Raw genomic sequence first — 20,520 nt, forward strand, 5'->3', positions numbered from 1 at the left:
GCGGTCACACGCATGACGGTGCTCTCACCGGCCGTAGTCGCGGCCATTGACGATCTCGAACTCGCCGCGCGTGTCGTGGTGGAGGGGCTGCGCGTGGGTGGACATCGCAGTCCGTTTCACGGGTATGGTGCCGACTTTCAGCAGCACCGGCCCTATCGCGCCGGCGACGATCTCAAGTATCTCGACTGGAAGGTGTACGCGCGCAGCAACCGGCTGTACACGCGCCAGTTCCGCGAGACCACCAACGTGTCGGTGATGGTGGTGCTCGATACCAGCGCTTCAATGGCGTTTCCGGAATCGGGGCTCTCGAAGTTTCGGTATGCATCCATCATGGCGGCGGCGCTCGCCTATCTGGCGTCCGAACAAGGCAACGCGGTCGGTCTCATGACCATGACCGAGGGCGCACTGACGTACCTGCCGGCGCGCAGCGGTCGTGTTCACCTGCGCTCACTCATTGCGAAGATCGACGGATTGTCCCCGGTTGGGGCGTGGCAGCCGGCAACGGTGATCGGTCGCGCAGCGGAATTGTTGCAGCGCCGCGGACTCCTGATGGTTCTGTCGGATTTCTATGACGAGGAGTCGGAGACGCAGCGGGAATTGCGTCACGTCGTTCGGCACGGTCATGATGTGGCCATGTTGCAGGTGGTTGCGCCGGAGGAACGAGAGCTGCGGTTCACCACGCAAGTGGAACTGCGCGACCTGGAGTCAGGAGCCCGCCGACTCGTTGAACCGGCGACCGCGGCACCCGCCTATCGGGACGCGATGACAAAGTTTCTTGAACGCTGCCGCGCGTTCGCGCAACATGAAGGCATCGACTACGGCCTGCTGGACACCAGCGACGCGCCCGAACGCGCGTTGCGCGACTATCTGGTGCGGCGTTCGGCGCGACAATCGTCGCCAAGCCTGCCCAGTGCGCAGCATGCGACGCAGCGCTGAGCGTATCGCCTCGTTCATACGGCGGAGCCGCTAGTGCGCTGGCAGAATCCGTGGGCCTGGATCGGATTGCTGTCCGTGGCCTTGCCGATCCTCGTGCATCTGTTCAGTCGCCGCCCGGCGCGTGTCGAGGCATTCCCGTCCCTGCGTTTCCTTGACGTCTCGCGACTGTTGCCCACGCGGCGCACTCGCCTCACCGACCATCTGTTGCTGCTCGTGCGCATGGCGGTGGTGGCCGTGGCCGTCGCCGCGCTGGCGCAGCCGCTTTGGCGTTCCGGCACTTCCCTGGCGTCGACGTCCTTGGCACGCGCGATGGTCATCGATACGGCGTCATGGCGCGGCGATCGCGTCGTGCGCTCGACGCTCGAGCAACAGCTTGCTGGTCTGGAAGACGACCGCGCGACCACGGTGCGCATCGAATCGGCAGCACCGCGCGAGGCCCTCGCGGGGGCGGTGGCGTGGCTGGAGATGCAGCGCGGGCGCGCGGAGCTGATCATCGTCTCCGATTTTCCTTCCGGCGCGCTCGACTCGCTCGATCTCCTTTCAATTCCGTCGGACATCACAGTGCGATTGGTGCGCGCGCCCGTGCCGGACACCCTCGCGCGTGCGGCAGCGGCGTCCGATGCGGTCGTTCCCCTCGTTCGGTGGGCGCACACCCTCACTCCGGCCCGCGCCAACATCGTGCGCAACGCGGTACGCGCGCTCGGCGGCACGGCGCTGACAGACGCATCGTCAGCCGACGTGGCCGCGCGGGTGATTGTCATTGCGTCCCCAGGGGCGGACAGTGGGCACGCATGGTCGGCATCCGCTCGACCGCTCTCGGCACCGTGGATGGGAGATGTCGTGTACGCGCTGCATCGGGACACGACGCTGGTCAGCGCGGCGGCCGACCTTGCCGTACCGGATAGCGCGTTGCGGGGCCCGGAGGTGGTCGTGGTGCGGGCCGCCAATCAGGCGCCCGTCGTGACGGCCGCGTCCATTGACGGCGCGAATGGCAACGCACGCCTGTTGCTCACCTCGCGCGCGCCGGCCGAAGCACTGGTGACTGCCGCGCTGTTGTTGTCGGCATCGAGGACATCGGCCGTCATTGCGGGGGGAGATACCCGCGATGCAGCGCCAACGGATGAACGCCTCCGGCAGTGGGAGCGTCTTCCGGCGGCCGCCGCTCGCGTCTCCTCCGCGGTGCCTTCTGGCAGTGCTGACAGCGGACCTTCCGATGCGCGGTTTCTGTGGCTCGGCGTCCTCCTGCTGTTGGGCATCGAGACATGGATACGTCGACGCGCGCCGCTGATACCAGTCCCGTCGACCACCGCGGCAGTTACTGATGCCTGACGCGTCGGTCCTGCGCACCTTCTTTGGCCACGCGTCACGGCGAATCGGCGTGCTCGCCGCCCTTGGCGGCGCGGCCGTGGGAGTGGCATTGGCGGCGCTCTGGCAGGCACGCGGATACCTGACCGGGCGCGGAACACCCGACAGCACCATGGTGACGGTGGTCGCGCTGGCCGTGGGCGCGACCGTCGGGGCCGCCTTCGCATGGTGGCGATCATCACGGCGCAGGGCGCGGGTGGCCCACGAAATCGAGCAGCGTGCGCCTGGCGCACGCAACCTGCTTATCACCGCGCACGAACTGCTGTCACCGTCCGGTGAGCGTCACGTCGAGGTGACCAGCGCGGTCGCCTCGCTGGTGCAACAACGCGCTGAACAGTTTTCGGCTGACATCGACGTGCGCGCGCTCTTTCCTGCGGCGCGCCGTATCACGTGGCTCGCTGGCAGCGTGCTGCTGTGGGCCGGCAGTGTGGCGCTCAGCCGGCGGACCAACTCCGATCGCCCGTTGCCTTCGCCCGCTGCGATCATCGCTGCGGTAACGGGTCGGATCGATATCCAGCGAGTGGAGGTGCGCATCGCACCGCCGGACTATGCGGGGCAGACCGTGACCACGGCGCGTGACCCGGTGCGCATCGACGCGCTGGCCGGCAGCGTGGTGACGGTCACCATCGCGGCCAACGCCGACACGATCGTGGCCGTCACCCGACAGGGCACGCAGGCACTCGTCCGCAATGCGGGCGGTTCGTTTGGCATGACATTCTCCGCGACGCTGGATGGATTCGTGGCTCTCGAACCGCGCACCACGGACGGACGCGTCGGACCGCGCCGATTGATCGGAGTGACCGTGCGGACCGACGAGGCACCGCGGGTTCGAATTGTGGCACCAGCGCGCGACATGATCATCCCCGATGCCCGGCGCACACTCGATGTGCGCCTTGAAGCCGATGACGATCTCGCCGTTGGCACGTTGCGACTGCGGTACACGAAGGTGTCGGGTTCCGGCGAACGATATTCGTTCTCGGAGGGTGAAGTACCCGTCGCGATTGGGCGGACGAAGGCGACCCAATGGTCGGCGCGCGCGGCGCTGGCGCTCGAGCCACTGCTGCAGGAACCGGGCGATCTGGTAGTGTATCGCGCGGTCGCGACCGACAGACGTCCGGGATCGCCGGCGGTCGAATCCGATGCGTACATCGCCGAACTCGCTGCGCCCGGCGGAATCGCCGCCTTGGGGTTCTCGCTCGATCCGGATGAAGATCGCTACGCGCTGAGCCAGCAGATGGTCATCCTCAAGACGGAAAGGCTGATCGCCAAGCGGGCGACGGTGCCTGCCGCTGCGCTGGCCGACGAGGCCGCGCAAATCGCCAGTGAACAGCGGCGCGTGCGCGCCGAGTTCGTGTTCATGATGGGCGGTGAATTTGCCCAGGAGGTCACAGGTGACGCGGCGATGGACGAACTGGACGAAACGCATGAGGCCGAAAGCGAAAGTGATCTGGCGGCCGGGCGCATGGTCAATCGCGGACGCACCGCACTGTTGGCTGCTGTTCGCGCAATGAGTCGCGCTGCGGTGGCGCTCAATACGGCCGATCTGGCACCGGCGCTGGTCAGCGAAAGGCGCGCACTGTCGCAGCTGCAGGAGGCCTTTGCCCGGTCGCGTTTCCTCATGCGGGCGTTGTCCCAGCGTGAACAGCTCGATCCCACGCGACGCCTCACTGGGCGACTCGACAGCATCGCGCGCAGCAGCATGTCCGTACCCGATGGCGAGCGCGATGCACGGCGCGCGGCGTGGCGTGGCGTTTTGAGCGAGGTGATCGCACTGGGCGACCAAGCCACACCCGACGCTGGACGATTCACTGCACTCGCCGAACGCGTGCTGCAGATCGACGCCTCATCGGCGGCGGCACAGCGCATTGCCACGCAGCTCGCGGCTGCGGGCGCGGCGTTCAGTGCGTCGTCAGCCTCGCCGCGTGTGCGGGCACTCCTCGATTCCGCCGCGACCGCGATCACGACCATCCAGCGTGTTGATTTGCGGCCCGCCGCGCCCGCGCCACTTCCCTCAGAACAGCGTCGACTCCAGTCGCTGATTGAGTCGGCACGACGCGATACGGGCCGCGCCGCCACGCGTGGCGGGCGACCGTAACGTGCCGCGTCCTTCTTGGCTCGAGTGGTTGCTGCGTGCGGTGGCGCTGCTCATCGCCGTCGCCGCAGTGGTCGATCCGGCCGTCACCACCTCGCGCCGCACGCGGCCGATACTATCGCTGGTGGCGGCGGACACCACGGCCGACCGCGCGCTCATTGCACGCACTCGGCAGTTGCTGGAGCGAGACTACACCGTGGTCCCGGCGCCGCTCCCTTCCGCCATAGGCACGGTCCTGGTGGGGGCACGGCTTCCTGCCAGTTCGAACGCGATGGCATCGCCCGTGGTGGTGGTGGCACCGGGATCGGGCAGGCCCTCAGTGGTGATCCGTCGCATCACCGCTCCGACGCAAGCCATGCTGGAATCGCGTGTGGACGTACTCATCACGTTGGCGACGCACAGCCGCGACGCGACGCCGGGCACCATTCATGTCGAGCTCACCACGCGCGCTGGCGTCGTCATCGCGAGGCAACGCATCCCGACCGCTCGTGACACGGTGCTCACCATACCACTCGCCTTCGTCCCGTCGGCAGTGGGTCCGGCCGTGGTGCAGGCGCGAGCGTTCGTATCCGAACAATCGGACACGGTGCGCAGTGATGTGCTGGTGGATGTGCATGAGCAGCGGTGGTCGGTGCTCTTCTTCGATCGACGCCCGTCGTGGATGTCCACATTCGTTCGACGCGCGCTGGAGCGTGATCCGCGGTTTGCCGTTACCAGCCGCATCATCACGTCAACCAATGTCAGTCGACAAACCGGTCGACCACCCGCAGGGCTCGACGCCATTGCCAGCACCGGCGCGTTCGACGCGGTTGTCATCGGCGCCCCGGATGCGCTCCTCGCGCGCGATGTCGATGGCCTTGCCACACTGCTGCGCGCGCGCGGTGCCAGCGTCCTGATGCTGGCCGATCACGCGGTGAATGGTCCGGCCGATGCGCTCCAGGATTTCGGCGGGTGGAACACCGTATCCCGCCGTGTGCCTGCTGAACTCACCGCATCCGCGTCCAACGATTTCGGGCGTGAACCGGTGAGGCTCAAGGGCATGTCGGTCGGCGTGCCGCGGCGACTCGGCGTCAATGCCGTGCCCCTTGTCGTGCTGCGCTCGGCAAGCACCGATGCGAAGGATGTGCAGACAGTGGTGTGGCGGGTCCCCGTGGGTCTCGGGCAGCTGGTTATCAGCGGCGCGTTCGACGCCTGGCGCTATCGCGACACGACCCAATCCACCTTCGATGCCACGTGGCGCGACATCATCGACGAAGCGGCGAGTCAGCGACTGGTGCCGCTGGACGTCCGTCTGTCATCCCGCCTCGTCACGCCGCGCGCGACTGTGGTAATGACCATTGTGCCGCGAGACTCGGCGAACGGTGCGCCTATCCGCGCATCTCTCGCGTCCGAGACCTCCGAATTGACGGTCCACGCGATTGATGGCGGCTCGCCGCACACCGCCTCATTTCGGGCGCCCGCGGTACCCGGTCTCTACGAGGTGCTGGTGCATCAGGGCGCCGACACGGTGCGGACGCCACTGGTTATAGCGCCCAGTGTGGCCGCGGACGCCAACAACGATCCCGAACTGTTGGCTGCGTGGGCGTCCTCGCGCGGCGGACCCGTCGTGTCGGCCGACAGCCTCCAGTCGCTGCAGGCCGCCCTCGACGGGGTGCTGCGCCCCGTCCCGCGCATGACGGAATGGCACCCCATGCGATCGCCCTGGTGGATTGTGCCCTTCGCGTTCGCGCTGGCCGCCGAGTGGTGGATTCGACGCCGACGGGGGTTGGCGTAGGTCGCTAATTGGCAGCCCCTCTTCCGCCCGCCGTCAGCGAAGCGCTACGATGGAACGTAAGGTGTCTACCCGTCCCGCACGCCGCGTCTTCCGTCTCCCGTCTCCCGTCTCCCGCCGCATGTACACACGCGAACAGGTCAAAGCCATCACCGACAAGGTGATCGACATGGCGAAAGCCGACACCGTCGAGGTCCAGTTCACCGGCGGTGAACGATCCGGCACCCGATGGGCCAACTCGTCCATCACCACCAATCTGGTGCAGTTCGACCGCAACGTGACCACCACGGTGCGCATCGGCCAGAAAGTCGGCAATGCCAGCACGCGCGACACCAGTGACGCCGGCCTCAAGGCCATGGTCGATGAAGCCATGGCCGAGGCGCAGAAGGCCACCGATTCGTCAATGCTGCCGGCATTGCTGGGCTTGCAGGAGTACATCCCGGTCGATTCCGCGCTGCCCAACATGGTGGCCGTGGGACCCGCTGAACGCGCGCGGTTGGTGAAGGAGAGCCTCGATGTCGCCGCATCAAAGGGTGTGGTGGGTGCCGGCTACATCCCCAAGAACGACATTGCCAACTGCAGCGCGAACTCCAAGGGTCTCTTCGCCTACTATCGCTCGGCCGATCTGGGCTTTGTGCTCACCTGTCGCATGGCCGACGGCAGCGGTTCGGGCTTCGCCGCCATCAGTGGCGTGAAGGACTTCAGCATGATCGACGCGAAGGCTCTCACGGAGTCGGCCGCCAACAAGGCGCTGCGCAGTCGCAAGGCCAAGGCCCTCGAGCCGGGACGCTACACGGTCATCCTTGAGTCGCGTGCGAGTGCCCGGTTCTTGTCGCTGATGACCAATATCTTCGGCGGTGGCGGCGGGTTTGGTGGTGGTCGTGGCGGTGGCGGTGGCCCACCGGGTGGTGGCGCGGGTGGACCGCCGGGCGGTCTCCCTCCCGATGCAGCAGCGGCAATCGCCGCTGGCGGCGGTGGCGGTGGCGGTGGGTTTGGTGGACTCGGCGGCGCCGGCAATTTCATGCAGGGCAAGAAGCCCGGTGACAAGATCTTCAGCGACATGTTCACGCTCAAGAGCGACATCGGCAATCAGATTCTGCGTCAGTCCACCATTGGCCCCGACAACAAACCGGCCGCTCCGGTCACGTGGGTGGAGAACGGCGTGCTGCGTACACTCGGCGCGGGCGCTGGTGCAACCACCAATCAGAGTCTCGTGCAGGTAGGTACCGATCTCACCGTCGACGAGATGGTGAAGCAGACAAAGCGTGGGCTGCTGGTCACCTCGTTCTGGTACATCCGCGGTGTGCCGTCGCAGGGACAACCACTGCTCAATACCGGCATGACGCGCGACGGTCTCTTTCTCATTGAGAACGGCGAGATCGTTGGCCCGGCGCAGAATTTCCGCTGGAACATGTCACCACTGGTTGCCTACAACAATCTCACGCTCGTAGGCAAGCCGGTGCCGATGTTGTTGGGCGAATCATTCGACAGCGGCAACGCCGCGCTCGTGCCGCCGGTGCGGATCGAGGAGTTCTATATGACGTCGGTCTCCCCCGCCGTCTAAACGACAGGATATATCATGAGCTCTTCTCGTCGCGATTTCATCAAGAAGTTTGGCGCCGGTGCCGCGCTGTCGTTGTATTCGCGTGATCTGCTTGGACAGATCATCGCCGACTCGCCGAAAGGCCGGGTCATGGAAACGAAGTTCAAAGGTCTCGCCGACATCGTGCTGGGTGAGGCGAAATTGGCCGGCTGCACCTACGCCGACGTGCGCTTCACCATGAATTCGTCACTGCCCGGCGGCACTGCCAGCTTCCGCACCGCCGGCGCAGGTGCTGGCGGTGGTGGTGGGTTTGGCGGCGGAGGCGGCGGTGGCGGTGGACGCGGTGGTGGTGGCGGCGGCGGACGTGGCGGTGCGCGCGGTGTCGGCGTTCCTACCGATGCCGATCGTCAGGCCGGCGGCTTTGGCGTGCGCGTGGTGCACAGTGGTGTGTGGGGATTTGCATCCAGCCCCATTGTCACCGAAGACGAACTTCGTCGCGTGACCCGCGTGGCCACCGAAGTGGCAAAAGCCAGTGCCATCGCCAAGAAAGCCGATCTCAAGTTGGCGCCGGTGCAAGCGTACCAGCAGAATTACATCACGCCGATGATCAAGCATCCTTCGTCGGTTTCGGCCACTGACAAGCAGGCGTGGGCGCAGGCCATCGTCGACAAGGCCAGCAAGATTGTCGGCGTCACGGCGGTGAACGTGACGGCCAGTCATGGGTACGAGTGGCGCTACTATGCCAGCAGCGAGGGCTCTTACATCGAGCAGGAGTTGTACACCACGTCACCCACCATGTCTGTCACGGCCAAGGTGGGCGACAAAACCAGCACGCGAAACTATCCGGGTGTTGCCGGCACCGGTGGATGGGAATTCGCCGAGAACTGTGATTTCCTCGATCAGGCCGAGCAAGTGGCTACTGATGCGGTGGAGATGTGCACGGCAAAACCACTGGGGTCGAGCGGGCTGAAGGATCTCATTCTGTCGCCGTCGCACGCGATGCTCACCATTCACGAGATCGTGGCGCACGCCACTGAGCTTGATCGCATTGTGGGCTACGAAGCCAACTACGCCGGCACAAGCTTCGTGAAGATTTCCGATGTGGGCAAACTCAAGTACGGCTCCAAGCACTTCAACGTCACTGCCGACAAAACCAGCACCGGATTGGGCACGGTGGGCTTTGACGACGACGGCGTGAAGACGCAGAAGTGGCCGCTCATTCGCGATGGTGTGCTGGTGGGTCTCACCACCAATCGCGAAACGGCACACCTCATGGGCGAGAAGGAAAGCCGCGGCTGCACGTTCGGCAGCACCTGGCGCGACTATCCGTTCCTGCGCATGCCCAACGTGCATGTGGAACCGGGACCGGCCAACTCACCTACGCGTCAACAGCTCATTGAAGACGTGAAGGATGGCGTGATGATCGACGGCCGCGGCAGCTACTCCATCGACCAGCAGCGCTACAACGGCCAGTTCGGCGGCCACATCTTCTGGGAAATCAAGAACGGCAAGATCACGCGTCAGGTCACCGACGTGACGTACAACGCCATCACCACCGATTTCTGGAACAACCTCGACGGCATCACCGGGCCAAAGGAGTGGCAGATGCACGGCACAGGTGGTGACGCGAAGGGTCAGCCCACGCAGACGAACAGCATTTCGCACGGCTCGCCGTGGCTGTGCATCAGGAAGATTCAGGTAGGGGCGGCGTTTGATTAGGTAGATCCAGGTGGGGGCGGCGTTCGATCAGTAAGACGGGAGACAGGAGAAGGAGAGACGGGAGACATCCGGGGCCGGCTTGATGCAGCCAGCTGGATGTCTCCCGTCTTCCGTCTCCCGTCTCCCCTCACGTCATCGCGTACACCGCCACATTCACCCCGAACTTCGTATTGTCCTTCGTCCGAAACCGCTTATTTCGCCAGTCATAGTCCCACTCGCAGCCGTAGTCCTTGTTGGAATACAGCACACCTATGCGCCCGCGCCGCTCCACACCGCGCAGATAGTCATGCACAATGTTGTCGCCCCACCCGTTCAACTCGTGCGTGGTGCGTGGCGGTCCTTCCGGAAAGTCAAAGAAGCTCGAGTACAACGCGTGCTGTCTGGGCAACTTGGGCATCGCGTTCGGGCCGAACGCTTTCGTCATCTCCGATTCAAACGTCTTCGCGTACAGTCCGTTCACGTCGTGATTGCAGTCGTCGGAAAACAAGAGTCCGCCGTTTTCCACGTAGCGCACCAGCCCTTGCCGCTCCTTCTCGCTGAACCGCACCAGCTGTGGCCCGTCATGAACAAGAACGGGAACGCGGAAAGCTCGGCCGAGTCGGCAGTGATCACAATCTCCTGTTGGTTCACCGGGATCTGCGTGTACTGCAGCACCGCGTCCAGCAGATTCGCGCACACCTTGGGGTTGTAGTCCCAGTCGCCCGAGTTGTAGCGCAGCCGCGCAAAGACAAACTCGTAGAAACGTCCACGTGTGCTTTCGGCAACCGCCGCCTGCGTGGGGAGGCTGGTGCCTAGCGCCAGTGCGCCGGAGACCGCGGCCAGTCGGGCCAGAAAGCCGCGTCGGGAGACACGGGGCGAGTCGCTATCGGGGCTCATCGGGTCAAGCGCCACGAGGATAGGCAGAATGGAGTCGTGAGGAGTTCGACCGGGAACAGGCAAATTTGTGGTACACGTGCCAGAATAAATCTACATGCGCCTCCTCACCTGGCTGTTCTTCGCGACCCTGTCGCTTATCCTGATGCTCCAGTTGCGCGGCTTCGACGAAACCCTGCGCACGGTGGACACCCCCGGCGGGATCGTCGGCTACGAACTGGCTTGGTCTGCCACGCAAGCCAGCACCTACCTCGACGCCTGGCGCTTGGCCGACGCACTCGAAATCGCCAAGGTCAGTCTGGGAATCGACTTTGCATTTCTGCTGGCCTATCCCCTCATGTTCGCCACCGGCGTGGCACTGCTCCTTCGCGTGCCGCCTGCCGTCACCTTTGATCGCGTGGGCGCAGTCCTCCGTCGTGCCGTGTTGCTCTGTATTCCGCTCGACGCCACTGAGAACCTCGCGCTCTGGCGCATGATTGACCATGGCGCGAGCGATACCTTGGCTCATCTCGCCGCAGCCTGTGCTTCCGTGAAGTTCCTGTTGGTGATTGTCACGGCGCTCTGGTGCCTCGCGGCAGTCTTTCGCAGGTTCATACTACGACGGCCGACGCACGCGGCTTGACCGCGCCATTCCACTGACTTCCCACGCCCGACCACATCCATGGCCACCGGACCCAGTATCGGCGGAATTGCGCTTCGCGCAGTCTCGGCACTCATCCTCGTATTCGCGACCTACAACCCCGAAGGGAAGTCGTTCTACCATTGGGCCATCGCGCCACTCCTGGGCGGCACGCCGGGCACCGGTCCCGCCTCGGTCAAGTTCCTGGCCGGCATCGCGTTGGTGGCCGGCTGGGTAGTGTTCTCACCGCCACCCGTCGCTCCATCGGTATCGCCGGATCGGCCCTCGTCCTGGCCATCTCCGGCGGCATCGTCTGGATGCTGCTCGACTTTGGCGTGGTCAGCGCCAGTTCCGCCCGTGGCATCACCTACGTCGTCCTCATCTGCACGGCGCTGTTGCTGGCCGTCGGCATGAGCTGGTCACACTTGTCCCGCAAACTCAGCGGACAGGTGGACATGGACCAAACCGACTAGCAATTCCCTCGTCGCGCCGAGCGACGTAACGTTCGATGGTGGCACCGCCCGTCCGTCTCCATGTCCGTCCCCCGCTCTCCACGCCCGCGCAGCGCCGGGCGTTGCGCGATCTCGTGCGCGCCGATTGCGCCAATGCGCCGGGCGTCTATCGCATGCTGGGGCCCACTGGCTTGGTATTGTATGTCGGCCAGTCGCGCCGGCTGCGCACGCGCCTGCTCTCGTACTTCCGCGCCACAAAGCGTCGGGACAAGGCCGCTCGTATTCTGCGCCACGCGTTCGCTATCGAGTGGGAATACACCAACTGCGAATTCAGCGCGTTGCTTCGCGAGCTGCGGCTCATCAAGCAGCATCGTCCGCAGTTCAATAGCATGATGGTGACCGACGACTGGCCACGGGCGTATATCGCGCTCACCGGCGGCGCGGTTCCGGGTGTAACGGTCGTCCCACGCTCCGACGACCCGTCCGCCATCGCGATGTTCGGGCCATTTCGCAAAGTCTCCATGCTGCGCGAAGCGGTGCGTGCCTTGGCCGACGCCACGGGGCTCCGCGATTGCGCGCTGGAAGAAGCCGCGCCAACAGCCAAAACGTCGACACTCTGGTTTGACAGCGAGACCGGCGGCGCTGTGTCGGCGCGGCGACCCACGCGCACCCGGGCGCCCGGCTGCTTGCGTCACGAGCTCGGCACCTGTGCCGGTCCCTGCATCGGCGCTGGTGATGGCGCGGCGTATCGCGCGCAGGCCACGCAGATTCGCGACTTCCTCGAAGGGAAATCCGACGCGCCCGTCGATAATCTGGAACGCGCCATGCAGGCCGCGTCAGCGGCGCTGGAGTTCGAGCGCGCGGCCGTGTTGCGCGACCGCTTGGAACGCGTGCGCTGGTTGCATCAACGCGTACAGCACTTTCACGCGAATATGGACCGACTCATTTCGGTATCACGCCCGTGGCGTGGACGACAGCGAATGGTGTATCTCGTGCGGCGCGGCACGGTACGAGCCGAGGTTCGCGCCCCATCCACGGCCAAGGCGCGCAGTCAACTTGAAACGCTGGCGCGACGAATCTTCGACGGCCCGGATCCTTCCGGCGCCGACATCCCGTCACACGATCTCGATGAGTTCTATCTCGTGGCCAGCTGGTTCCGTCGACGCGCGGATGAGCGCGCCAAAACCCGTCCCGCCAACCCGCGATAGGGTCGGACGGGACGGTTGTTGTCGCCGCTCAGCTCGGCTTCTTCGGCGTCGCGGGCACCCCTTTCTTCGCGGTGTCCATCTTGGCCATCGCGCCTTTCTTCCCCTTCTTGGCGACGTGCTTGGTGGTGTCCGTCTTCTTGGTCGTGTCGACCTTCGCCGTTGACGGCTTCGCGGCCGTCTTCACAGCCACGGGCTTGTCAGCCAACTTCTTGGCGGTTGGCTGCTGGGCACCGGCCACGCCGGCAAATACGAGCGAGGCGGCGACAAGGCTGAAACGGATGCGGTTCATAGGAGACTCCTGGTTAGTCTTTATGTCCGTGGCCATCGCGAAATGCGACGCTGTTGACGAAGGAGAGTCTACCTGTGGCCACCTTAATCACCGATTAACGCCGATCCCATGCGCTTGCTGGTTGTCGAAGACGATCCGCGGCTGGCCACACTGATTGCGCGCGGATTGCGCGAGCAGACGTATGCCGTTGATGTCGTGGGTAACGGCAAGGATGCCATCGTGCAGGCCGCTGTGAACAGCTACGACGCGATCATCCTCGACGTCATGCTCCCCGGCCTCGACGGGTTCGCCGTGCTCAAGGAGTTGCGTGCCCGCGGCATGCGCACGCCGGTCATGATGCTCACCGCACGCGATGCGGTCGCCGATCGCATTACAGGGCTGGACAGTGGCGCCGACGACTATCTCAACAAGCCATTCGATTTCGGTGAGCTTCTGGCCCGGTTGCGCGCCCTGCTGCGTCGTCCTGAAAACCTCCAGTCCGATGTGCTGCGGGTGGGCGACCTCGAAATCGATCGGCTGGCGCACACCGTCTCGCGTGCTGGCATGCCCATTGCACTCACCGCCAAGGAGTTCTCGCTGCTTGAACTCCTGGCTCGACGGGCAAACACAGTCGTGTCACGCGCCGACATCGTTGCCCACGTGTGGGATGACAATCACGACACCTTTACCAATGCCGTCGAAGTGTACGTGAATCGCCTGCGGGGCAAGATCGACAAGGCGCCGTGGCCCGCCATGCTGCATACACGTCGCGGCGCGGGATACGTGCTCTCGGCCACGGCGCCCCCGTGAGCATTACGGTATGAGCAACGGCCGATCCACGCCAGTGCGCGTCTCGATCCGGCTTCGACTGACGCTCTGGAACGCCAGTGTGCTGGCGCTGCTGTTGAGTGTCTTTGGCGTCGCCTCGTGGATCACCATGCGCGGCGTATTGCAAGCGCGCGCCAACACCACCGTCAGCGAGTCGGCGCGCGCCATCGCCGGTGCCGTGCTCGCGGAACGACAGGGTGCACGCCGTATCGCAGACAGCACGCGCGTGGTGCGGACGGCCGTACGCGACGCTTTACGCGAGCTCCATATCGGCGATTTCGATGTACTCATCGTGGATGACGCGCGCGCGTGGTGGCCGCCAATCGCGTGCCCACCCGCCGACGCACCAACACGCGCCCCGGGGCGCACATCGCGCCGACGCCCCCGGTTGACCCCGACACCGTGGCGCTGTCACCGCCTGTGCGCGAATTGTTGCGCCTCAAGCCGCTCGGCAACGAGACCCTGCTGCGCTCGCTGACCATCGACGATCAGATCTGGCGCGCCGCACTCGTCCGCGTCGGCCCGGGGATCGTCGATTCCCTGGAGCCCGCACTCATCGTTGGCGTCCTGCGCTCCGATGAAGAGGACGTGGCCGTGCTGGACCGCGTGCGCACCACGCTGCTGCTGGCCATTCCCTTCGCCCTCGCCGTAACCATCCTCGCCGGCTACCTGCTGGCGCGACGCAGTCTCGCGCCCGTGGAGGAAATGGCGGCGTCGGCGGCGCGCATTTCCGCCGCTACATTGGACGAACGCCTACCCGTCAGCAATCCGTACGACGAACTGGGTCGCCTGGCCACGGTGGTCAACGATCTCCTGGCACGCGTGGATGTCGCCTTTCGTGTTCAGCGGCAGTTCGTGGCTGATGCGTCGCATGAACTGCGCACGCCCATCGCCATTGTGCGCGGAGAAGCGGACGTGGCACTGCAAATGCCCACGCGCGCAGAAGCCGAGTATCGGGACGCCCTGGCGATCATTCGCGACGAGTCGGTGCGTCTGTCCCGCATTATCGACGATCTCTTTCTGTTGGCGCGAGCCGATGCGGCCAGCCCCATTCACCAACGCGAGCGGGTTGACATTGGCGAGTTGCTTGCGGCGAGCGTTCGTAGTGTGCGGACCATCGCCGACGACCAGCATATGCGCTTGACACTCGAGCATGCTGGTGACAATCGCGATGCCGTGTTCGTGGATGGGGATCCGGTGCTGCTCCGACGCCTGTTGCTGAACCTGCTGGACAATGCGCTGAAGCACACACCGCGGGATGGCGCCATTTCGGTAGCGTTCCGCAACACTGCGTCGCACGTCGTCATAGTCGTTGCCGACTCCGGTCCGGGTATCCCGCCAGAGCTGCGCCCGCGCATCTTCGATCGCTTTGTCCGGGGTGCGGTTGACGCGGGGGAGGGTCTGTCGTCAGGCACGAGTCGCGTGCCAACGGCCAGCGGCGCCGGGCTGGGATTGGCCATCGCACAAGCCATAGCCCATGCGCACGGCGGGCAGATCGTCCTCGACAACACCACAACGGGCGCAGCGTTTCGTGTTACCCTGTTGCGAGACTGAGCAGACCGATTCTGGTTTGACAATCACCTGACCAGCAGGGCCAGCACATGCGCCACCAGCGCACTGCTATTGCGGTCAAAGTGATGGCCACCCGGGCGCGCATCCTTCGTCATCAGCCCCGATGAGTCGTCGCGACAACCAGATGTCTCCTCGTCCGTGCCATACACGCACACCATGCGCGTGCCGCGTAGCTTTTCGAGTTCCGGCTCGATCGCAATGTCGCTGGCTCGACGCGTGTCCTTCACCAAGTCGATGAGATGAAATTCGAAACTGGCCATCGGCGCCAGACCGAACATGGCAATGCCGGCAAGTTGCGCCGCGAGCGGCTGAGGTAACCGGGTGGCGACAAACGGCGCCATGTCCGCGCCACGGGAATAGCCCACCAGCAGCAGTCGATCGGCTGGCCATCGACGCTGCGCCGCATCGATGGCGCGCACCACAGCCGCGGCCGTGGCCTCCGGTGTTCTGGGCTTCGACAGCCACGCCCGCGAGTTGAATCCGACTACGCCAATGCCGTGCGCGGCAAGACCGTCCGCGACCTCCTTGATCAGCTCCGCCCACCCGCCATCACCGCTGAGCAGCACCGCGGTGACATGTGCACTGACACCCTGTGGTGCCACCCAGATAAGCGGCAGGTCGGCCACCGACGAAGCAGGCGATATCTGCGCCGCCATCGTCGGTACGTGCAACGCAATCATTGAGACCAGCGAGAGTCCGTGCACGAGTCGCTTCATTTGCGCACCAGGCCTCCTAATCCGCCCGAGATCAGCGCGGCCACATTGGTAAGAATTCGCGGCAACGCCAATCCCCCCGGCGATGCCAGATAGCGCGGCTCCCAGATGGGATCAAACTTGTCCTTGTACTGTCGCAAGCCGCGGAAGTTGTAAAAGTGCTCGCCGAATTTGAACACGAACGCACCGGCACGGTTCCAGAGTGGGGCCAGCGCCCGCGACTCAAGCCCCGACAACGGCGCCATGCCGAGGCTGAAGTGGGCGTAGCTTTCGGCGTGTCCCCACAGCATGAGATTCGTGAACAGGAAGTCCATGACGCCCGGCGGCGCCACCGGCGTCCAGCGCATCAAGTCAACACTCAGCTCGGCGCGATTGCCCGCGCGCCACACATTGGCAAACGCCACAGGCGTCCCCGCATGCCGCACCAACGCGATCGGTTGGTGCGCCAAATAGTCGGCATCAAAGCGACCCAGGGAGAATCCCTTTTCGCGCACATGCTTTTCCTCCAGCCAAGCCTCTGAAATCGACGCGAGCGTCGGGAGCAACGGGGGAACATCGGTTTCATGGACGATCTCAAAGGTGACCTGCCGCTTCTCCGCATCCTTCATGACTCGGCGCAGTCCTTTGCGCGTGTTGCCGTCAAGACTGAAATCCGCCAAGGGCACCAGCGCCTCCTCGCCAAGCTTGAGCAGCGATAGCCCAAGATCGATGTACAGGGGCAGACGGGACGTGCCGACCTCGTAGAACACCGTCCAGCCGCCGTGTCGATCGGCCAACTCGCGAAACCGCCACGCCAACTCGTCACCGGCGTCGACATCACCAATCGGATCCCCAAGCGCAACCCAGCTTCGACCTTCCACGCCATACATCAGCATCGATCGATCCGCATCGTCCATCAGCAGCGCCTTGTCGCCCAACAATGCCAGATTCGCGCGCGTATCGGACGCGCGCAGCACGATACCCTTGGCACGCATCAGGGTAACGGCGTCTGGCAACACGGGATCGGCCGGCGCATGTCGCATCAGGCGCCAGAACGCCAGAATGACCGTGCTGCCCAGTACCACGAACGTCGAACGCAGGAATCGCGGCGCGTCCGCGTGCCGACTGAAGCGCCACCAGAGATCGCTGTCGTATTCCACGTGTCGGTACGCGAACAATCCAAACGCCACGCTCGCGCCAATGGCCGCCACAATCGCGACAACCCATTCGGGCTCGAGTGGTTCGGCGAGCAGCGCGGCACGTCGGTGAAATGCCGCCCGACTGGGGATCAGAACCGTCAGCACCGTCGCCAGGATCAACGCCTCCTCGATGTCGAGACCTTTGAGCAGCGACGCGACGATGCCGGCGCTCAACGCAATGACACTCAGTACCCACGCCGCGTCGAGACGTCGACGAAGCGCCCACGCCAGCACCACCAGCGCCGCACCGACGAGACTGCCGGTCAGATGCGACACTTCGATGACGCCCAGCGGCAGAATGCGCTCGAGCGCGGCCACGCGCGAACGTTCCGCCGGGGTGGCACCGGAGAGCAGCAAAATCAGCCCGGCAATGAAAGTCGCCGCACTGAGGATTGTCGGGAGGACCGTCGGCCCCCATCGCCCCGCCAGTCGTGCTGTGAACCGCGCGGCATTGGCGAGATCCCGTTGACGTCGACGCGCCAGCATGACCGCCAGCATCAACGCCGCGATCATGAACGGCAGCAGGTAGTACACCGCGCGATACGCGACCAGCGCCGCAATCGCGAGCGGTGCGCCAATCACCGGTGTCAACAACACAACCATGAGGGAGTCGAACACGCCCAGACCGCCCGGCACGTGACTGGCCAGGCCGATCGCCTGCGCCAACGCAAAGGAGCCGAGGAATGCCACGAATCCCAGACCGGGTGTGGCTGGGAGCAGCGCCCACAGCACCGCAGCAGCCAGGGTCCAGTCCGCCGCGGCCACGGCAACCTGCAGCGCCGTCAGGACGACCCCCGGCGGGGCGAGTGCGACACCGCCAATGACGATGGGTCGTCGTCGAACGCTGGCCAGGACCAGATACGACAGGACAACACCCAGCAGGCCGATACCGATCGCGCGGAACACGGTGGACGAGGCATACGCAATGGCGGCCGACGGTAGCGGCTCGAATGTCAGCGCCAGTCCGGACGCGCCCAGCAAGCCGATCCAGAAACCAATGGCGGAGAACGTCGCGGCGCGCGCCACGTCGGATGTGGTCAGTCCGCTCTCGGTCCAGAATCGCAATCGAAACGCCCCGCCGGTAATCGCCGCGAAACCCAGCGTTTGACTGAACGCGTATGCGAAGAGCGATGCCTGCAGCGACTTGCGCAGCGGAATCGGGGTGCGCGCGTAGCGCAGCCCGAGCACATCATACAGGGGCAGCACCGCATAGCATGCCACGGTCAGCGCCAGTGCGTCCAGCAGTGATCGACGCGACCACGTCGACAGCGTGTGCATTACGGCGTGATAGGTCGTGGTGTGCAATTCATCGCGCACGACAATCCCGGCAATGACGAGAATGACCAGTGACGTCAACGGAAGCAGCCAGCGACGCCAGGCGACAGACTCGCCGTGCAACGAGGACGCGCTCGGAAGCGACTCGGCGGTTGCCGGATGGGTCATGAGGGTCTGGTACACCGGAGTGAATCCCAAGGGCCTGCACCGCCATCGCGCGATCCAGACCCCTTGAATAGAACCGGTCAACCTTGCGGCGCGATTAACCGCAGTCGCACGTCCGTTTGTTACGCCAGACACCCCTTCACACGGTACGGGCGAGTTCTATCTTAGTGCCAGCGGGTTTCAACGGCGCCCGAATAGACGTGCCCGCACACGACCTACCGCCTGACCGAGGGCCTCACTCATGACTGCGTTGCCCGCTCGCCTCGCCATCCTTTCATGCAGCGCCGTGCTGATGGTACCAGGCGCGATCTCGGCGCAACCGACGACGGCGACAACGGCCGACACCGTGCGCCTCACCGAATGGACGGTGCCGTGGGAGAAGACCACCCCGCGGGATCCATCACTCGATGCCAGCGGTCGCGTCTGGTTTGTAGGACAAGCGGGCAATTACGTGGCCCGACTCGATCCGAAAACCGGCGCCTTCACCCGCATTGAAATCGACAGCGGAACGTACCCACACTCCGTTTCGATAGACGAGCGTGGCAACGCCTGGTACACCGGCAATCGCAACGGCATGATCGGCCGCATCGATGGACGCACCGGGGTCATCACGCGCTATCCTATGCCCGACCCCGCCGCCAAAGACCCGCACACGATCGCCTTCGACGCGAAGGGTGATCTGTGGTTCACGCTGCAGAACAGCAACATGGTGGGTCATCTCGTGCCGGCCACCGGCAAAGTCTCGCTGCTCACCATGTCCACACCGGCGGCACGACCGTACGGCATTGTCATCGATCGCAGCGGACGCCCGTGGTTCAACCTGTTCGGCACCAACAAGATCGGCACCATCGATCCCACATCGTTGCGTGTGCGTGAGTATGTCCTGCCCGACGCGCGTGCCCGCGGCCGACGCATCGCCCTCACCAGCGACGGTGGCGTATGGTACGTGGACTACACGCGCGGGTTTCTGGGCCGGCTCGATCCCGTCAGCGGCAACGTGCGCGAATGGCCCATGCCCGGTGGCGCGGTGTCACTCCCCTACGCCATGACGGTCGACGACGAGGACCGCTTGTGGTTTGTCGAAACCGGCTCGCAACCCAATCGCCTGGTGGGATTCGATCCCCGCTCGACGAAATTCTTTTCGCGCACCGACCTTGGGCCGGCCACGCCGAATACGGTGCGACACATGGTGTTCGACAAGGCAACGCGATCCATCTGGTTCGGCAGTGATCGCGGGACAATCGGGCGCGCCGTGGTGCCCAAAGGGACCGCGCGCCCAATTGGATGAAGACCTGCGCGTACTTCGCTGACTCGCAGCGCTCCCATCTTCATTCTCACGTCTTTCCTCTCCCGTTTCCCACGACGGCATCGTGAACACTGCCGCACCGCGGCCCCGTGTGGCATTCCAGGGCGCACTCGGCGCGTTCAGTGAGTTGGCAATTCAACAGCAATGGCCCGATGGCGCCGTTTCGGTTCCCAATGACACGTTTGAAGGCACTGTCCAATGCGTACTGTCCGACAACGCTGACTTTGCTGCAATTCCCGTAGAAAATGCCATCGCGGGACCCGTGCACATCGCGCTCGAAGCGCTCGACACCCATGAGGCACAGTTGGTCCGCCACGGCGAACTTCGGGTGGTCATCCATCTCTGCCTGATGGCGCCGCCTGGCGCATCACTCGCCAACCTGCGAGTCATTCGAAGCCATCCCATGGCACTTGCCCAGTGTCGTATCTTTTGTGCTCGTCATGGATGGCTTGCCCCGGAACCGCACGCCGACACGGCCGGAGCGGCCTGCGACGTGGCAGCACAGGGTGATCGAACCATCGGCGCGGTGGCCGGCGAATCGGCCGCACAGCGATACGGTCTCGAAATTCTCGCGCGCTCGATAGAAGACGTACCTGCCAACTGGACGCGCTTCGTGATTGTCAGTAAACGCTGACCA

The 20,520-nt window shown here is 64.7% G+C and carries 17 protein-coding genes and 1 pseudogene; 13 read left to right on the plus strand and 5 right to left on the minus strand.

Going from position 1 to position 20,520, the window contains the following annotated elements; all coding sequences use genetic code 11:
• The first annotated feature begins 12 nt into the window (after positions 1-12).
• The 6 genes from IPP90_22350 (at position 13) to IPP90_22375 (ending at position 9,426) form a co-directional block, all read left to right on the plus strand.
• Positions 13-936, plus strand: a complete 924-nt coding sequence (locus IPP90_22350) for a DUF58 domain-containing protein (GenBank protein MBL0173378.1) — start codon at positions 13-15, stop codon at positions 934-936.
• Between the two features lie 33 nt (positions 937-969).
• Positions 970-2,265: a BatA domain-containing protein gene (locus IPP90_22355; GenBank protein ID MBL0173379.1), complete on the plus strand. Its 1,296-nt coding sequence runs from the start codon at positions 970-972 to the stop codon at positions 2,263-2,265.
• On the plus strand, positions 2,258-4,396 hold the full coding sequence (locus IPP90_22360; protein MBL0173380.1) for a hypothetical protein: 2,139 nt from the start codon (positions 2,258-2,260) through the stop codon (positions 4,394-4,396). Before IPP90_22355 ends, IPP90_22360 begins: the two co-directional genes overlap by 8 nt.
• Position 4,397: 1 nt before the next feature.
• Positions 4,398-6,167 (plus strand): hypothetical protein, encoded by a 1,770-nt coding sequence (locus IPP90_22365; protein ID MBL0173381.1) that lies wholly within the window; start codon positions 4,398-4,400, stop codon positions 6,165-6,167.
• Positions 6,168-6,285: 118 nt separating this feature from the next.
• Positions 6,286-7,728, plus strand: a complete 1,443-nt coding sequence (locus IPP90_22370; GenBank protein MBL0173382.1) for a hypothetical protein — start codon at positions 6,286-6,288, stop codon at positions 7,726-7,728.
• 15 nt (positions 7,729-7,743) lie between these two features.
• The gene (locus tag IPP90_22375) at positions 7,744-9,426 is read left to right on the plus strand and encodes a TldD/PmbA family protein (protein ID MBL0173383.1); all 1,683 of its coding nucleotides are present in this window, start codon (positions 7,744-7,746) and stop codon (positions 9,424-9,426) included.
• 127 nt (positions 9,427-9,553) lie between these two features.
• Here the strand turns inward: IPP90_22375 and IPP90_22380 are convergent.
• Positions 9,554-10,302: pseudogene (locus IPP90_22380) on the minus strand (DUF4159 domain-containing protein).
• Between the two features lie 94 nt (positions 10,303-10,396).
• Here IPP90_22380 and IPP90_22385 point away from each other — a divergent pair.
• The 3 genes from IPP90_22385 to IPP90_22395 all read left to right on the plus strand — a co-directional run bounded on the left by IPP90_22385 (position 10,397) and on the right by IPP90_22395 (position 12,578).
• Complete coding sequence (locus tag IPP90_22385; protein ID MBL0173384.1) at positions 10,397-10,921, plus strand: hypothetical protein; 525 nt, start codon at positions 10,397-10,399, stop codon at positions 10,919-10,921.
• 140 nt (positions 10,922-11,061) lie between these two features.
• Entirely contained in the window at positions 11,062-11,391 is a 330-nt protein-coding gene (locus IPP90_22390) for a hypothetical protein (GenBank protein MBL0173385.1), read from the plus strand.
• Positions 11,392-11,426: 35 nt separating this feature from the next.
• Positions 11,427-12,578, plus strand: a complete 1,152-nt coding sequence (locus IPP90_22395) for a UvrB/UvrC motif-containing protein (GenBank protein MBL0173386.1) — start codon at positions 11,427-11,429, stop codon at positions 12,576-12,578.
• A 28-nt stretch (positions 12,579-12,606) separates the two neighbouring features.
• Here the strand turns inward: IPP90_22395 and IPP90_22400 are convergent, their stop codons facing one another.
• Entirely contained in the window at positions 12,607-12,867 is a 261-nt protein-coding gene (locus IPP90_22400) for a hypothetical protein (protein MBL0173387.1), read from the minus strand.
• 108 nt (positions 12,868-12,975) lie between these two features.
• Here IPP90_22400 and IPP90_22405 point away from each other — a divergent pair, with 108 nt between their 5' ends.
• A complete protein-coding gene (locus IPP90_22405) occupies positions 12,976-13,656 on the plus strand; it encodes a response regulator transcription factor (GenBank protein MBL0173388.1) in 681 nt (226 codons plus the stop codon).
• A gap of 3 nt (positions 13,657-13,659) precedes the next feature.
• Here IPP90_22405 and IPP90_22410 read toward each other — a convergent pair whose 3' ends face one another.
• On the minus strand, positions 13,660-13,965 hold the full coding sequence (locus IPP90_22410) for a hypothetical protein (GenBank protein ID MBL0173389.1): 306 nt from the start codon (positions 13,963-13,965) through the stop codon (positions 13,660-13,662).
• A gap of 18 nt (positions 13,966-13,983) precedes the next feature.
• On the opposite strand from IPP90_22410, the gene IPP90_22415 reads away from it, so the two are divergent.
• Positions 13,984-15,228 (plus strand): HAMP domain-containing protein, encoded by a 1,245-nt coding sequence (locus IPP90_22415; GenBank protein MBL0173390.1) that lies wholly within the window; start codon positions 13,984-13,986, stop codon positions 15,226-15,228.
• A 23-nt stretch (positions 15,229-15,251) separates the two neighbouring features.
• Here the strand turns inward: IPP90_22415 and IPP90_22420 are convergent, their stop codons facing one another.
• Positions 15,252-15,962: a hypothetical protein gene (locus IPP90_22420; protein MBL0173391.1), complete on the minus strand. Its 711-nt coding sequence runs from the start codon at positions 15,960-15,962 to the stop codon at positions 15,252-15,254.
• Positions 15,959-18,580, minus strand: a complete 2,622-nt coding sequence (gene mprF / locus IPP90_22425; GenBank protein ID MBL0173392.1) for a bifunctional lysylphosphatidylglycerol flippase/synthetase MprF — start codon at positions 18,578-18,580, stop codon at positions 15,959-15,961. Before mprF ends, IPP90_22420 begins: the two co-directional genes overlap by 4 nt.
• Before the next feature lie 238 nt (positions 18,581-18,818).
• Between mprF and IPP90_22430 the strand changes: the two genes are divergently transcribed.
• Together IPP90_22430 and IPP90_22435 are read left to right on the plus strand one after the other, a co-directional pair.
• The gene (locus IPP90_22430; protein MBL0173393.1) at positions 18,819-19,865 is read left to right on the plus strand and encodes a lyase; all 1,047 of its coding nucleotides are present in this window, start codon (positions 18,819-18,821) and stop codon (positions 19,863-19,865) included.
• An 82-nt stretch (positions 19,866-19,947) separates the two neighbouring features.
• On the plus strand, positions 19,948-20,517 hold the full coding sequence (locus tag IPP90_22435) for a hypothetical protein (GenBank protein MBL0173394.1): 570 nt from the start codon (positions 19,948-19,950) through the stop codon (positions 20,515-20,517).
• Positions 20,518-20,520: the final 3 nt, after the last annotated feature.

It is taken from the genome of Gemmatimonadaceae bacterium, assembly GCA_016720905.1.
GTDB lineage: Bacteria > Gemmatimonadota > Gemmatimonadetes > Gemmatimonadales > Gemmatimonadaceae > Gemmatimonas.

Coding starts and splice junctions, on each gene's coding strand:
- IPP90_22350 (MBL0173378.1), top strand. CDS start 13: ATGACGGTGCTCTCACCGGCCGTAGTCGCGGCCATTGACGATCTCGAA.
- IPP90_22395 (MBL0173386.1), top strand. CDS start 11,427: ATGGTGGCACCGCCCGTCCGTCTCCATGTCCGTCCCCCGCTCTCCACG.
- IPP90_22360 (MBL0173380.1), top strand. CDS start 2,258: ATGCCTGACGCGTCGGTCCTGCGCACCTTCTTTGGCCACGCGTCACGG.
- IPP90_22430 (MBL0173393.1), top strand. CDS start 18,819: ATGACTGCGTTGCCCGCTCGCCTCGCCATCCTTTCATGCAGCGCCGTG.
- IPP90_22370 (MBL0173382.1), top strand. CDS start 6,286: ATGTACACACGCGAACAGGTCAAAGCCATCACCGACAAGGTGATCGAC.
- IPP90_22400 (MBL0173387.1), bottom strand. CDS start 12,867: ATGAACCGCATCCGTTTCAGCCTTGTCGCCGCCTCGCTCGTATTTGCC.
- IPP90_22410 (MBL0173389.1), bottom strand. CDS start 13,965: ATGAGTACATCGAAATCGCCGATATGGAGCTCGCGTAAAGCGTCGCGT.
- mprF (MBL0173392.1), bottom strand. CDS start 18,580: ATGACCCATCCGGCAACCGCCGAGTCGCTTCCGAGCGCGTCCTCGTTG.
- IPP90_22375 (MBL0173383.1), top strand. CDS start 7,744: ATGAGCTCTTCTCGTCGCGATTTCATCAAGAAGTTTGGCGCCGGTGCC.
- IPP90_22405 (MBL0173388.1), top strand. CDS start 12,976: ATGCGCTTGCTGGTTGTCGAAGACGATCCGCGGCTGGCCACACTGATT.
- IPP90_22385 (MBL0173384.1), top strand. CDS start 10,397: ATGCGCCTCCTCACCTGGCTGTTCTTCGCGACCCTGTCGCTTATCCTG.
- IPP90_22420 (MBL0173391.1), bottom strand. CDS start 15,962: ATGAAGCGACTCGTGCACGGACTCTCGCTGGTCTCAATGATTGCGTTG.